The organism is Escherichia ruysiae (assembly GCF_031323975.1).
Lineage (GTDB): Bacteria > Pseudomonadota > Gammaproteobacteria > Enterobacterales > Enterobacteriaceae > Escherichia > Escherichia ruysiae.
Genome location: NZ_JAVIWS010000001.1, coordinates 2,358,819 through 2,372,487, shown reverse-complemented (window position 1 = coordinate 2,372,487; position 13,669 = coordinate 2,358,819). Strand labels below are relative to the sequence as shown.

Below are 13,669 nucleotides of genomic sequence, written 5' to 3'. Positions count from 1 at the left end.
TGCCTGGCGGCCGTAGCGCGGTGGTCCCACCTGACCCCATGCCGAACTCAGAAGTGAAACGCCGTAGCGCCGATGGTAGTGTGGGGTCTCCCCATGCGAGAGTAGGGAACTGCCAGGCATCAAATAAAACGAAAGGCTCAGTCGGAAGACTGGGCCTTTTGTTTTATCTGTTGTTTGTCGGTGAACACTCTCCTGAGCAGGACAAATCCGCCGGGAGCGGATTTGAACGTTGCGAAGCAACGGCCCGGAGGGTGGCGGGCAGGACGCCCGCCATAAACTGCCAGGCATCAGATAAAGCAGAAGGCCATCCGCAAGGATGGCCTTTTTGCGTTTCTACAAACTCTTCCTGTCATCATATCTACAAGCCATCCCCCCGCAGATACGGTAAACTAGCCTCGTTTTTGCATCAGGAAAGCAGCTATGAACCACTCCTTAAAACCCTGGAACACATTTGGCATTGATCATAATGCTCAGCACATTGTATGTGCCGAAGACGAACAACAACTACTCAATGCCTGGCAGCATGCAACCGCAGAAGGACAACCCGTTCTTATTCTGGGTGAAGGAAGTAATGTACTTTTTCTGGAAGACTATCGCGGCACGGTGATCATCAACCGGATCAAAGGTGTCGAAATTCATGATGAACCTGATGCGTGGTATTTACATGTAGGAGCCGGAGAAAACTGGCATCGCCTGGTAAAATACACTTTGCAGGAAGGTATGCCTGGTCTGGAAAATCTGGCATTAATTCCTGGTTGTGTCGGCTCATCACCTATCCAGAATATTGGTGCTTATGGCGTAGAATTACAGCGCGTTTGCGATTATGTTGACTGCGTTGAGCTAACGACAGGCAAGCAAGTGCGCTTAACTGCCAAAGAGTGCCGTTTTGGCTATCGCGACAGTATTTTTAAGCATGAATATCAGGACCGCTTCGCCATTGTTGCTGTAGGTCTGCGTCTGCCAAAAGAGTGGCAACCTGTACTGACTTACGGTGACTTAACTCGTCTGGAGCCTTCAACAGTAACGCCACAGCAAGTATTTGATGCGGTGTGCCATATGAGAACTACAAAGCTGCCCGATCCAAAAGTGAACGGCAATGCTGGTAGTTTCTTCAAAAATCCTGTTGTATCTGTGGAAACGGCTAACGCGTTGTTGGCACAATTTCCAACGGCACCGAATTACCCTCAGGCGGATGGTTCAGTAAAACTGGCTGCTGGCTGGCTCATCGATCAGTGTCAGCTAAAAGGGACGCAAATGGGTGGGGCTGCGGTACACCGTCAACAGGCGTTAGTTCTCGTCAATGAAGGCAATGCAAAAAGCGAAGATGTCGTGCAACTGGCACATCATGTAAGACAGAAAGTTGGTGAAAAATTTAATGTCTGGCTTGAGCCCGAAGTTCGCTTTATTGGTGCATCAGGTGAAGTTAGCGCAGTGGAGACGATTTCATGAAGGATAATACCGTTCCACTGAAATTAATCACGCTGTTAGCGAATGGCGAATTTCACTCTGGCGAGCAGCTGGGTGAAACGTTAGGAATGAGCCGGGCGGCCATTAATAAACACATTCAAACACTGCGTGACTGGGGCGTTGATGTCTTTACCGTTCCGGGTAAAGGATACAGCCTGCCTGAGCCCATTCAGTTACTTAATGCTGAACAGATATTGAGTCAGCTGGATGGCGGTAGTGTAGCCGTGCTGCCAGTAATTGACTCCACTAATCAGTACCTTCTTGATCGTATCGAAGAGCTTAAATCGGGCGATGCCTGCGTCGCAGAATATCAGCAGGCAGGCCGTGGTCGCCGTGGTCGGAAATGGTTTTCGCCTTTTGGCGCAAACTTATATTTGTCGATGTTCTGGCGTCTGGAACAAGGCCCGGCTGCGGCAATTGGTTTAAGTCTGGTTATCGGTATCGTGATGGCGGAAGTATTACGCAAGCTGGGTGCAGATAAAGTTCGCGTTAAATGGCCTAATGACCTCTATCTACAGGATCGCAAGCTGGCAGGCATTCTTGTGGAGCTGACTGGCAAAACCGGCGATGCAGCGCAAATCGTCATTGGCGCCGGGATCAACATGGCAATGCGTCGTGTTGAAGAGAGTGTCGTTAACCAGGGATGGATCACATTGCAGGAAGCAGGGATCAATCTTGATCGTAATACGTTGGCGGCCATGCTAATACGTGAATTACGCGCGGCGCTGGAACTCTTCGAGCAAGAAGGATTGGCACCTTATCTTTCGCGTTGGGAAAAGCTGGATAATTTTATTAATCGTCCAGTGAAACTTATCATTGGTGATAAAGAAATATTTGGTATTTCACGCGGAATAGACAAACAGGGCGCTTTATTGCTTGAGCAGGACGGAATAATAAAACCCTGGATGGGTGGTGAAATATCCCTACGTAGCGCAGAATAATAAATAAGGGGAGCATTAGCTCCCCTTTAAATTATTTGCGTAATCTGACTTCTTCTACCGCATGATTAGCACTTTTCGTCAGGATTAAACTGGCTCGCTCGCGAGTAGGTAGAATATTTTGCTTTAAGTTCAGCCAGTTGATCTCTTTCCACAACGTCATGGCAGTCTTAATAGCTTCTTCTTTAGTTAATTTCGCGTAGTTATGGAAATAGGAATCCGGGTCTGTAAAAGCCCCTTCGCGGAATTTCAGAAAACGGTTGATATACCACGTCTGAAGTAAGTCTTCCGGTGCATCAACATATATCGAAAAATCGACGAAATCAGAAACAAATACATGATGTGGGTCGTGCGGATAATCCATCCCACTCTGTAAGACATTTAACCCTTCAAGGATTAAAATATCAGGCTGAACAACGGTTTTATCACCATTTGGGATTACATCATAAATAAGATGCGAGTAAACCGGTGCCGTAACGTTTGGTACACCCGATTTGAGATCGGAAACAAACTTCACCAGACGATGCATATCATACGATTCCGGGAAGCCTTTCTTTTTCATCAACCCGCGTTCTTTAAGCACTTTGTTGGGATGAAGAAAACCATCGGTAGTGATCAGTTCAACACGACGATGTTCCGGCCAACGGCTTAATAGTGCCTGTAATACACGGGCGGTTGTACTTTTTCCTACAGCTACACTGCCTGCGATGCTGATAATGTAAGGAATGCGTTGTCCGTTAGTGCCAAGAAACTGTTCCAGAACTGCCTGACGGCGCAGATTCGAGCTTATATAGAAGTTCAGCAAACGCGACAAAGGCAAATAGATCTCGGCAACTTCTTCTAACGAGAGATCTTCATTTATACCTTTGAGACGGGCGATCTCATCTTCCGATAACGTCATCGGTACGGAATCACGCAGAGCTGCCCACTGGTTGCGGTCAAACTGTAGGTAAGGCGTCATTAACGTTTGCTCTTTTATACTCATAAGCATGTTTCTGACGGTCATAGCTCTATCGGCAAAGCGATATTTGCCATGGCGCGTCACAGTTCTGTTGAATGGGTTAATGGGCAGGAGGGTAACACCAGATGGGGAGGAATAATAAGAAAAAATCGCTTCCGGGAAGCTATCGGTGAAAAGCAATGTGACAGATATTCCATCTGATAAAAAGAATGGTGTTTTAACTGGCGCATATTGTTAAGCAGAACAATGCTGAAAAAATGTGCTAATCTGCTCATTGTTCGACTGTTTCTTCATCGGGTTGTTTAAAATATGACCAACAAAACAAATTATGCAATTTTTTAGTTGCATGAGCTCGCATGTCTCCATAGAATGCGCGCTACTTGATGCCGACTTAGCTCAGTAGGTAGAGCAACTGACTTGTAATCAGTAGGTCACCAGTTCGATTCCGGTAGTCGGCACCATCAAGTCCGGTGGGGTTCCCGAGCGGCCAAAGGGAGCAGACTGTAAATCTGCCGTCACAGACTTCGAAGGTTCGAATCCTTCCCCCACCACCAATTTCGGCCACGCGATGGCGTAGCCCGAGACGATAAGTTCGCTTACCGGCTCGAATAAAGAGAGCTTCTCTCGATATTCAGTGCAGAATGAAAATCAGGTAGCCGAGTTCCAGGATGCGGGCATCGTATAATGGCTATTACCTCAGCCTTCCAAGCTGATGATGCGGGTTCGATTCCCGCTGCCCGCTCCAAGATGTGCTGATATAGCTCAGTTGGTAGAGCGCACCCTTGGTAAGGGTGAGGTCGGCAGTTCGAATCTGCCTATCAGCACCACTTCTTTTCTCCTCCCTGTTTTTTCCTTCTGTTTATTGCATTCAACAAGTCGGGCATGTTGCCTGGTTGATGTGGTGATATCACCGATTTATCCGTGTCTTAGAGGGACAATCGATGTCTAAAGAAAAGTTTGAACGTACAAAACCGCACGTTAACGTCGGTACTATCGGCCACGTTGACCATGGTAAAACAACGCTGACCGCTGCAATCACTACCGTACTGGCTAAAACCTACGGCGGTGCTGCTCGCGCATTCGACCAGATCGATAACGCGCCAGAAGAAAAAGCTCGTGGTATCACCATCAACACTTCTCACGTTGAATACGACACCCCGACCCGTCACTACGCACACGTAGACTGCCCGGGGCACGCCGACTATGTTAAAAACATGATCACCGGTGCTGCGCAGATGGACGGCGCGATCCTGGTTGTTGCTGCGACTGACGGCCCGATGCCGCAGACTCGTGAGCACATCCTGCTGGGTCGTCAGGTAGGCGTTCCGTACATCATCGTGTTCCTGAACAAATGCGACATGGTTGATGACGAAGAGCTGCTGGAACTGGTTGAAATGGAAGTTCGTGAACTTCTGTCTCAGTACGACTTCCCGGGCGACGACACTCCGATCGTTCGTGGTTCTGCTCTGAAAGCGCTGGAAGGCGACGCAGAGTGGGAAGCGAAAATCCTGGAACTGGCTGGCTTCCTGGATTCTTACATTCCGGAACCAGAGCGTGCGATTGACAAGCCGTTCCTGCTGCCGATCGAAGACGTATTCTCCATCTCCGGTCGTGGTACTGTTGTTACCGGTCGTGTAGAACGCGGTATCATCAAAGTTGGTGAAGAAGTTGAAATCGTTGGTATCAAAGAGACTCAGAAGTCTACCTGTACTGGCGTTGAAATGTTCCGCAAACTGCTGGACGAAGGCCGTGCTGGTGAGAACGTAGGTGTTCTGCTGCGTGGTATCAAACGTGAAGAAATCGAACGTGGTCAGGTACTGGCTAAGCCGGGCACCATCAAGCCGCATACCAAGTTCGAATCTGAAGTGTACATTCTGTCCAAAGATGAAGGCGGCCGTCATACTCCGTTCTTCAAAGGCTACCGTCCGCAGTTCTACTTCCGTACTACTGACGTGACTGGTACTATCGAACTGCCGGAAGGCGTAGAGATGGTAATGCCGGGCGACAACATCAAAATGGTTGTTACCCTGATCCACCCGATCGCGATGGACGATGGTCTGCGTTTCGCAATCCGTGAAGGCGGCCGTACCGTTGGCGCGGGCGTTGTAGCTAAAGTTCTGAGCTAATTGCCGATAACATTTGACGCAATGCGCAATAAAAGGGCATCATTTGATGCCCTTTTTGCACGCTTTCGTACCAGAACCTGGCTCATCAGTGATTTTCTTTGTCATAATCATTGCTGAGACAGGCTCTGTTGAGGGCGTATAATCCGAAAAGCGAATACGCGTTTCGATTTGGTTTGCCTCGCTATCGCGGGGTGAAAATGTTTGTAGAATACTTCTGACAGGTTGGTTTATGAGTGCGAATACCGAAGCTCAAGGAAGCGGGCGCGGCCTGGAAGCGATGAAGTGGGTCGTTGTGGTGGCATTGCTCCTGGTGGCAATCGTCGGCAACTACCTTTATCGCGACATTATGCTGCCGCTGCGTGCGCTGGCCGTAGTAATTCTGATTGCTGCAGCGGGTGGTGTCGCGCTGTTAACGACAAAAGGTAAAGCAACCGTTGCTTTTGCCCGTGAAGCGCGTACCGAAGTCCGTAAGGTCATTTGGCCGACTCGCCAGGAAACATTGCACACCACGCTGATTGTGGCTGCGGTTACCGCAGTAATGTCACTGATCCTGTGGGGACTGGATGGTATTCTGGTTCGCCTGGTATCCTTTATCACTGGCCTGAGGTTCTGAGATGTCTGAAGCTCCTAAAAAGCGCTGGTACGTCGTTCAGGCGTTTTCCGGTTTTGAAGGCCGCGTAGCAACGTCGCTGCGTGAGCATATCAAATTACACAACATGGAAGAGTTGTTTGGCGAAGTCATGGTTCCGACTGAAGAAGTCGTTGAGATCCGTGGCGGTCAGCGTCGCAAAAGCGAACGCAAATTCTTCCCTGGCTACGTCCTCGTTCAGATGGTGATGAACGACGCGAGCTGGCACCTGGTGCGCAGCGTACCGCGTGTGATGGGCTTCATCGGCGGTACTTCCGATCGTCCTGCGCCAATCAGCGATAAAGAAGTTGATGCGATTATGAACCGCCTGCAGCAGGTTGGTGATAAGCCGCGTCCGAAAACGCTGTTTGAACCGGGTGAAATGGTTCGTGTTAATGATGGTCCGTTCGCTGACTTCAACGGCGTCGTTGAAGAGGTGGATTACGAGAAGTCTCGTCTGAAAGTCTCTGTTTCTATCTTCGGTCGTGCGACCCCGGTAGAGCTGGACTTCAGCCAGGTTGAAAAAGCCTAACCCAGCGATCAAAAAAGCGGCGATTTAATCGTTGCACAAGGCGTGAGATTGGAATACAATTTCGCGCCTTTTGTTTTTATGGGCCTTGCCCGTAAAACGATTTTTTATATCACGGGGAGCCTCTCAGAGGCGTTATTACCCAACTTGAGGAATTTATAATGGCTAAGAAAGTACAAGCCTATGTCAAGCTGCAGGTTGCAGCTGGTATGGCTAACCCGAGTCCGCCAGTAGGTCCGGCTCTGGGTCAGCAGGGCGTAAACATCATGGAATTCTGCAAAGCGTTCAACGCAAAAACTGATTCCATCGAAAAAGGTCTGCCGATTCCGGTAGTTATCACCGTTTACGCTGACCGTTCTTTCACTTTCGTTACCAAGACTCCGCCGGCAGCAGTTCTGCTGAAAAAAGCGGCTGGTATCAAGTCTGGTTCCGGTAAGCCGAACAAAGACAAAGTGGGTAAAATTTCCCGCGCTCAGCTGCAGGAAATCGCGCAGACCAAAGCTGCCGACATGACTGGTGCCGACATTGAAGCGATGACTCGCTCCATCGAAGGTACTGCACGTTCCATGGGCCTGGTAGTGGAGGACTAAGAAATGGCTAAACTGACCAAGCGCATGCGTGTTATCCGCGAGAAAGTTGATGCGACCAAACAGTACGACATCAACGAAGCTATCGCTCTGCTGAAAGAGCTGGCGACTGCTAAATTCGTAGAAAGCGTGGACGTTGCTGTTAACCTCGGCATCGACGCTCGTAAATCTGACCAGAACGTACGTGGTGCAACTGTACTGCCGCACGGTACTGGCCGTTCCGTTCGCGTAGCCGTATTTACCCAGGGCGCAAACGCTGAAGCTGCTAAAGCTGCAGGCGCTGAACTGGTAGGTATGGAAGATCTGGCTGACCAGATCAAGAAAGGCGAAATGAACTTTGACGTTGTTATTGCTTCTCCGGATGCAATGCGCGTTGTTGGCCAGCTGGGCCAGGTTCTGGGTCCGCGCGGCCTGATGCCGAACCCGAAAGTGGGTACTGTAACCCCGAACGTTGCTGAAGCGGTTAAAAACGCTAAAGCTGGCCAGGTTCGTTACCGTAACGACAAAAACGGCATCATCCACACCACCATTGGTAAAGTGGACTTTGACGCTGACAAACTGAAAGAAAACCTGGAAGCTCTGCTGGTTGCGCTGAAAAAAGCAAAACCGACTCAGGCGAAAGGTGTGTACATCAAGAAAGTTAGCATCTCCACCACCATGGGTGCAGGTGTTGCAGTTGACCAGGCTGGCCTGAGCGCTTCTGCAAACTAATACCTTTACGTGGGCGGTGATTTTGTCTACAATCTTACCCCCCACGTATAATGCTTAATGCAGACGTATATCCGAGATATTCGGGTTGTGGCAAGGCGGCAACTGAGTGAGTCGCCAGGAGCATAGCTACTATGTGACTGGTGCGAACGAAGGAAGCCAACGCCGCCACAAGCTGAATAGCGACGGATAGAAAAGATTTGTTCGTTGGAGCCTGGCCTATCCAGGCCTCCGTCGAAGACCGCAGGAGTTTCGTAAGAAACTTAATCCCCTGCGTAGACGGTGACAGAACGCTAAGATTATTCTTTTATATTCTGGCTTGTTTCTGCTCACCGTAATTAAGACGCTCTCTCCATTTGGAGGAGTGAAGTGAGTTCCAGAGATTTTCTCTGGCAAACATCCAGGAGCAAAGCTAATGGCTTTAAATCTTCAAGACAAACAAGCGATTGTTGCTGAAGTCAGCGAAGTAGCCAAAGGCGCGCTGTCTGCAGTGGTTGCGGATTCCCGTGGCGTAACTGTAGATAAAATGACTGAACTGCGTAAAGCAGGTCGCGAAGCTGGCGTATACATGCGTGTTGTTCGTAACACCCTGCTGCGCCGTGCTGTTGAAGGTACTCCGTTCGAGTGCCTGAAAGACGCGTTTGTTGGTCCGACCCTGATTGCATACTCTATGGAACACCCGGGCGCTGCAGCTCGTCTGTTCAAAGAGTTCGCGAAAGCGAATGCAAAATTTGAGGTCAAAGCCGCTGCCTTTGAAGGTGAGCTGATCCCGGCGTCTCAGATCGACCGCCTGGCAACTCTGCCGACCTACGAAGAAGCAATTGCACGCCTGATGGCAACCATGAAAGAAGCTTCGGCTGGCAAACTGGTTCGTACTCTGGCTGCTGTACGCGATGCGAAAGAAGCTGCTTAATCGCAGTTATCTTTTTAACGCATTCGCTTACGTATAAACTTATTCTGATATTCAGGAACAATTTAAATGTCTATCACTAAAGATCAAATCATTGAAGCAGTTGCAGCTATGTCTGTAATGGACGTTGTAGAACTGATCTCTGCAATGGAAGAAAAATTCGGTGTTTCCGCTGCTGCTGCTGTAGCTGTAGCTGCTGGCCCGGTTGAAGCTGCTGAAGAAAAAACTGAATTCGACGTAATTCTGAAAGCTGCTGGCGCTAACAAAGTTGCTGTTATCAAAGCAGTACGTGGCGCAACTGGCCTGGGTCTGAAAGAAGCTAAAGACCTGGTAGAATCTGCTCCAGCTGCTCTGAAAGAAGGCGTGAGCAAAGATGACGCTGAAGCACTGAAAAAAGCTCTGGAAGAAGCTGGCGCTGAAGTTGAAGTTAAATAAGCCAACCCTTCCGGTTGCAGCCTGAGAAATCAGGCTGATGGCTGGTGACTTTTTAGTCACCAGCCTTTTTGCGCTGTAAGGCGCCAGTAGCGTTTCACACTGTTTGACTACTGCTGTGCCTTTCAATGCTTGTTTCTATCGACGACTTAATATACTGCGACAGAACTCCCGTTCTGTGTAAATCGCAATGAAATGGTTTAAGCGTGATAGCAACAGGCATTGCGGAAAGTATCCATTTTCCGGTCAACAAAATAGTGTTGCACAAACTGTCCGCTCAGTGGACAGATGGGTCGACTTGTCAGCGAGCTGAGGAACCCTATGGTTTACTCCTATACCGAGAAAAAACGTATTCGTAAGGATTTTGGTAAACGTCCACAAGTTCTGGATGTACCTTATCTCCTTTCTATCCAGCTTGACTCGTTTCAGAAATTTATCGAGCAAGATCCTGAAGGGCAGTATGGTCTGGAAGCTGCTTTCCGTTCCGTATTCCCGATTCAGAGCTACAGCGGTAATTCCGAGCTGCAATACGTCAGCTACCGCCTTGGCGAACCGGTGTTTGACGTCCAGGAATGTCAAATCCGTGGCGTGACCTATTCCGCACCGCTGCGCGTTAAACTGCGTCTGGTGATCTATGAGCGCGAAGCGCCGGAAGGCACCGTAAAAGACATTAAAGAACAAGAAGTCTACATGGGCGAAATTCCGCTCATGACGGACAACGGTACCTTTGTTATCAACGGTACTGAGCGTGTTATCGTTTCTCAGCTGCACCGTAGTCCGGGCGTCTTCTTTGACTCCGACAAAGGTAAAACCCACTCTTCGGGTAAAGTACTGTATAACGCGCGTATCATTCCTTACCGTGGTTCCTGGCTGGACTTCGAATTCGATCCGAAGGACAACCTGTTCGTACGTATCGACCGTCGCCGTAAACTGCCTGCGACCATCATTCTGCGTGCACTGAACTACACCACTGAACAGATCCTCGACCTGTTCTTTGAAAAAGTTATCTTTGAAATCCGTGATAACAAGCTGCAGATGGAACTGGTGCCGGAACGCCTGCGTGGTGAAACTGCATCTTTTGACATCGAAGCTAACGGTAAAGTGTACGTAGAAAAAGGCCGCCGTATTACTGCGCGCCACATTCGCCAACTGGAAAAAGACGACGTCAAACTGATTGAAGTTCCGGTTGAGTACATCGCAGGTAAAGTGGTCGCTAAAGACTATATTGATGAGTCTACCGGCGAGCTGATCTGCGCAGCGAACATGGAACTGAGCCTGGATCTGTTGGCTAAGCTGAGCCAGTCTGGTCACAAGCGTATCGAAACGCTGTTTACTAACGATCTGGATCACGGCCCATATATCTCTGAAACCTTACGTGTCGACCCAACTAACGACCGTCTGAGCGCACTGGTAGAAATCTACCGCATGATGCGTCCTGGCGAGCCGCCGACTCGTGAAGCTGCTGAAAGCCTGTTCGAGAACCTGTTCTTCTCTGAAGACCGCTATGATCTGTCTGCGGTTGGTCGTATGAAGTTCAACCGTTCTCTGCTGCGCGAAGAAATCGAAGGTTCCGGTATCCTGAGCAAAGACGACATCATTGATGTTATGAAAAAGCTCATCGATATCCGTAACGGTAAAGGCGAAGTCGATGATATCGACCACCTCGGCAACCGTCGTATCCGTTCCGTTGGCGAAATGGCGGAAAACCAGTTCCGTGTTGGCCTGGTACGTGTAGAGCGTGCGGTGAAAGAGCGTCTGTCTCTGGGCGATCTGGATACCCTGATGCCTCAGGACATGATCAACGCCAAGCCGATTTCCGCAGCAGTAAAAGAGTTCTTCGGTTCCAGCCAGCTGTCTCAGTTTATGGACCAGAACAACCCGCTGTCTGAGATTACGCACAAACGTCGTATCTCTGCACTCGGTCCAGGCGGTCTGACCCGTGAACGTGCAGGCTTCGAAGTTCGAGACGTACACCCGACTCACTACGGTCGCGTATGTCCAATCGAAACCCCTGAAGGTCCGAACATCGGTCTGATCAACTCCCTGTCCGTGTACGCACAGACTAACGAATACGGCTTCCTTGAGACTCCGTATCGTAAAGTGACCGACGGTGTTGTAACTGACGAAATTCACTACCTGTCTGCTATCGAAGAAGGTAACTACGTTATCGCCCAGGCGAACTCCAACCTGGATGAAGAAGGCCACTTCGTAGAAGACCTGGTAACTTGCCGTAGTAAAGGCGAATCCAGCTTGTTCAGCCGCGACCAGGTTGACTACATGGACGTATCCACCCAGCAGGTGGTATCCGTCGGTGCGTCCCTGATCCCGTTCCTTGAACACGATGACGCCAACCGTGCATTGATGGGTGCGAACATGCAACGTCAGGCCGTTCCGACTCTGCGTGCTGATAAGCCGCTGGTTGGTACGGGTATGGAACGTGCTGTTGCCGTTGACTCCGGTGTAACTGCGGTTGCTAAACGTGGCGGTGTCGTTCAGTACGTGGATGCTTCCCGTATCGTTATCAAAGTTAACGAAGACGAGATGTATCCGGGCGAAGCTGGTATCGATATCTACAACCTGACCAAATACACCCGTTCGAACCAGAACACCTGTATCAACCAGATGCCGTGTGTTTCTCTGGGTGAACCGGTAGAACGTGGCGACGTGCTGGCAGATGGTCCGTCCACCGACCTCGGTGAACTGGCGCTCGGTCAGAACATGCGCGTGGCGTTCATGCCGTGGAATGGTTACAACTTCGAAGACTCCATCCTCGTATCCGAGCGTGTTGTTCAGGAAGACCGTTTCACCACTATTCACATCCAGGAACTGGCGTGTGTGTCCCGTGACACCAAGCTGGGGCCGGAAGAGATCACCGCTGACATCCCGAACGTGGGTGAAGCTGCGCTCTCCAAACTGGATGAATCCGGTATCGTTTACATTGGTGCGGAAGTAACCGGTGGCGACATTCTGGTTGGTAAGGTAACGCCGAAAGGTGAAACTCAGCTGACCCCAGAAGAAAAACTGCTGCGTGCGATCTTCGGTGAGAAAGCGTCTGACGTTAAAGACTCTTCTCTGCGCGTACCAAACGGTGTATCCGGTACGGTTATCGACGTTCAGGTCTTTACTCGCGATGGCGTAGAAAAAGACAAACGTGCGCTGGAAATCGAAGAAATGCAGCTCAAACAGGCGAAGAAAGACCTGTCTGAAGAACTGCAGATCCTCGAAGCGGGTCTGTTCAGCCGTATCCGTGCTGTGCTGGTAGCCGGTGGCGTTGAAGCTGAGAAGCTCGACAAACTGCCGCGCGATCGCTGGCTGGAGCTGGGCCTGACCGACGAAGAGAAACAAAATCAGCTGGAACAGCTGGCTGAGCAGTATGACGAACTGAAACACGAGTTCGAGAAGAAACTCGAAGCGAAACGCCGCAAAATCACCCAGGGCGACGATCTGGCACCGGGCGTGCTGAAGATTGTTAAGGTATATCTGGCGGTTAAACGCCGTATCCAGCCTGGTGACAAGATGGCAGGTCGTCACGGTAACAAGGGTGTAATTTCTAAGATCAACCCGATCGAAGATATGCCTTACGATGAAAACGGTACGCCGGTAGACATCGTACTGAACCCGCTGGGCGTACCGTCTCGTATGAACATCGGTCAGATTCTGGAAACCCACCTGGGTATGGCTGCGAAAGGTATCGGCGACAAGATCAACGCCATGCTGAAACAGCAGCAAGAAGTCGCGAAACTGCGCGAGTTCATCCAGCGTGCGTACGATCTGGGCGCTGACGTTCGTCAGAAAGTTGACCTGAGTACCTTCAGCGATGAAGAAGTTATGCGTCTGGCTGAAAACCTGCGCAAAGGTATGCCGATCGCAACGCCGGTGTTCGACGGTGCGAAAGAAGCAGAAATTAAAGAGCTGCTGAAACTTGGCGACCTGCCGACTTCTGGTCAGATCCGCCTGTACGACGGCCGCACTGGTGAACAGTTCGAACGTCCGGTAACCGTAGGTTACATGTACATGCTGAAACTGAACCACCTGGTCGACGATAAGATGCACGCGCGTTCCACTGGTTCTTACAGTCTGGTTACTCAGCAGCCGCTGGGTGGTAAGGCACAGTTCGGTGGTCAGCGTTTCGGGGAGATGGAAGTGTGGGCGCTGGAAGCATACGGCGCGGCATACACTCTGCAGGAAATGCTCACCGTTAAGTCTGATGACGTGAACGGTCGTACCAAGATGTATAAGAACATCGTGGACGGCAACCATCAGATGGAGCCGGGCATGCCAGAATCCTTCAACGTATTGTTGAAAGAGATTCGTTCGCTGGGTATTAACATCGAACTGGAAGACGAGTAATTCTCGCTCAAACAGGTCACTGCTGTCGGGGTA

General features: G+C 50.2%; 11 protein-coding genes, 4 tRNA genes and 1 rRNA gene. 15 read left to right on the top strand and 1 reads right to left on the bottom strand.

All coding sequences use genetic code 11. The annotated features are described in order from the left end of the window. Positions 1–2: 2 nt before the first annotated feature. The 3 genes from rrf (at position 3) to birA (ending at position 2,408) form a co-directional block, all read left to right on the top strand. Positions 3–118 (top strand): 5S ribosomal RNA (rrf, locus tag RGV86_RS11590). A gap of 302 nt (positions 119–420) precedes the next feature. Continuing rightward, the gene (gene murB / locus RGV86_RS11585) at positions 421–1,449 is read left to right on the top strand and encodes a UDP-N-acetylmuramate dehydrogenase (RefSeq protein WP_085461512.1); all 1,029 of its coding nucleotides are present in this window, start codon (positions 421–423) and stop codon (positions 1,447–1,449) included. Further along, positions 1,446–2,408: a bifunctional biotin--[acetyl-CoA-carboxylase] ligase/biotin operon repressor BirA gene (birA, locus tag RGV86_RS11580; RefSeq protein WP_032227097.1), complete on the top strand. Its 963-nt coding sequence runs from the start codon at positions 1,446–1,448 to the stop codon at positions 2,406–2,408. Before murB ends, birA begins: the two co-directional genes overlap by 4 nt. A gap of 31 nt (positions 2,409–2,439) precedes the next feature. Here birA and coaA read toward each other — a convergent pair whose 3' ends face one another. After that, positions 2,440–3,390, bottom strand: coding sequence for a type I pantothenate kinase (gene coaA, locus RGV86_RS11575; RefSeq protein WP_000023078.1), 951 nt, complete (start codon positions 3,388–3,390; stop codon positions 2,440–2,442). A gap of 361 nt (positions 3,391–3,751) precedes the next feature. Between coaA and RGV86_RS11565 the strand changes: the two genes are divergently transcribed. The 12 genes from RGV86_RS11565 (at position 3,752) to rpoB (ending at position 13,636) form a co-directional block, all read left to right on the top strand. Continuing rightward, positions 3,752–3,827: transfer RNA gene (locus RGV86_RS11565), tRNA-Thr, on the top strand. Positions 3,828–3,835: 8 nt separating this feature from the next. After that, a tRNA-Tyr gene (locus RGV86_RS11560) sits at positions 3,836–3,920 on the top strand. 116 nt (positions 3,921–4,036) lie between these two features. Further along, positions 4,037–4,111 (top strand) — tRNA-Gly (locus RGV86_RS11555). Between the two features lie 6 nt (positions 4,112–4,117). After that, positions 4,118–4,193, top strand: a tRNA-Thr gene (locus RGV86_RS11550). Positions 4,194–4,307: 114 nt separating this feature from the next. Further along, on the top strand, positions 4,308–5,492 hold the full coding sequence (gene tuf, locus RGV86_RS11545) for an elongation factor Tu (RefSeq protein ID WP_000031784.1): 1,185 nt from the start codon (positions 4,308–4,310) through the stop codon (positions 5,490–5,492). A gap of 229 nt (positions 5,493–5,721) precedes the next feature. Next, positions 5,722–6,105 (top strand): preprotein translocase subunit SecE, encoded by a 384-nt coding sequence (gene secE, locus RGV86_RS11540; RefSeq protein ID WP_001275702.1) that lies wholly within the window; start codon positions 5,722–5,724, stop codon positions 6,103–6,105. 1 nt (position 6,106) lies between these two features. Then, positions 6,107–6,652: a transcription termination/antitermination protein NusG gene (nusG, locus tag RGV86_RS11535; RefSeq protein WP_001287521.1), complete on the top strand. Its 546-nt coding sequence runs from the start codon at positions 6,107–6,109 to the stop codon at positions 6,650–6,652. Positions 6,653–6,810: 158 nt separating this feature from the next. Continuing rightward, positions 6,811–7,239 (top strand): 50S ribosomal protein L11, encoded by a 429-nt coding sequence (gene rplK, locus RGV86_RS11530; protein ID WP_001085926.1) that lies wholly within the window; start codon positions 6,811–6,813, stop codon positions 7,237–7,239. Positions 7,240–7,242: 3 nt separating this feature from the next. Further along, positions 7,243–7,947 carry a 50S ribosomal protein L1 gene (gene rplA, locus RGV86_RS11525; protein WP_001096683.1) on the top strand — a complete coding sequence of 235 codons (705 nt, stop codon included), beginning with the start codon at positions 7,243–7,245 and terminating at the stop codon, positions 7,945–7,947. A gap of 412 nt (positions 7,948–8,359) precedes the next feature. Then, positions 8,360–8,857: a 50S ribosomal protein L10 gene (gene rplJ, locus RGV86_RS11520; protein WP_001207201.1), complete on the top strand. Its 498-nt coding sequence runs from the start codon at positions 8,360–8,362 to the stop codon at positions 8,855–8,857. Positions 8,858–8,923: 66 nt separating this feature from the next. Beyond that, positions 8,924–9,289 (top strand): 50S ribosomal protein L7/L12, encoded by a 366-nt coding sequence (gene rplL, locus RGV86_RS11515; RefSeq protein ID WP_000028878.1) that lies wholly within the window; start codon positions 8,924–8,926, stop codon positions 9,287–9,289. A 318-nt stretch (positions 9,290–9,607) separates the two neighbouring features. After that, positions 9,608–13,636 carry a DNA-directed RNA polymerase subunit beta gene (gene rpoB, locus RGV86_RS11510; protein WP_000263098.1) on the top strand — a complete coding sequence of 1,343 codons (4,029 nt, stop codon included), beginning with the start codon at positions 9,608–9,610 and terminating at the stop codon, positions 13,634–13,636. Positions 13,637–13,669: the final 33 nt, after the last annotated feature.

Bases quoted from the DNA above. Each gene is read 5' to 3' on its own strand.
- rplJ (WP_001207201.1), top strand. From the start codon at position 8,360: ATGGCTTTAAATCTTCAAGACAAACAAGCGATTGTTGCTGAAGTCAGC.
- birA (WP_032227097.1), top strand. From the start codon at position 1,446: ATGAAGGATAATACCGTTCCACTGAAATTAATCACGCTGTTAGCGAAT.
- secE (WP_001275702.1), top strand. From the start codon at position 5,722: ATGAGTGCGAATACCGAAGCTCAAGGAAGCGGGCGCGGCCTGGAAGCG.
- coaA (WP_000023078.1), bottom strand. From the start codon at position 3,390: ATGAGTATAAAAGAGCAAACGTTAATGACGCCTTACCTACAGTTTGAC.
- rpoB (WP_000263098.1), top strand. From the start codon at position 9,608: ATGGTTTACTCCTATACCGAGAAAAAACGTATTCGTAAGGATTTTGGT.
- nusG (WP_001287521.1), top strand. From the start codon at position 6,107: ATGTCTGAAGCTCCTAAAAAGCGCTGGTACGTCGTTCAGGCGTTTTCC.
- murB (WP_085461512.1), top strand. From the start codon at position 421: ATGAACCACTCCTTAAAACCCTGGAACACATTTGGCATTGATCATAAT.
- tuf (WP_000031784.1), top strand. From the start codon at position 4,308: ATGTCTAAAGAAAAGTTTGAACGTACAAAACCGCACGTTAACGTCGGT.
- rplA (WP_001096683.1), top strand. From the start codon at position 7,243: ATGGCTAAACTGACCAAGCGCATGCGTGTTATCCGCGAGAAAGTTGAT.
- rplL (WP_000028878.1), top strand. From the start codon at position 8,924: ATGTCTATCACTAAAGATCAAATCATTGAAGCAGTTGCAGCTATGTCT.
- rplK (WP_001085926.1), top strand. From the start codon at position 6,811: ATGGCTAAGAAAGTACAAGCCTATGTCAAGCTGCAGGTTGCAGCTGGT.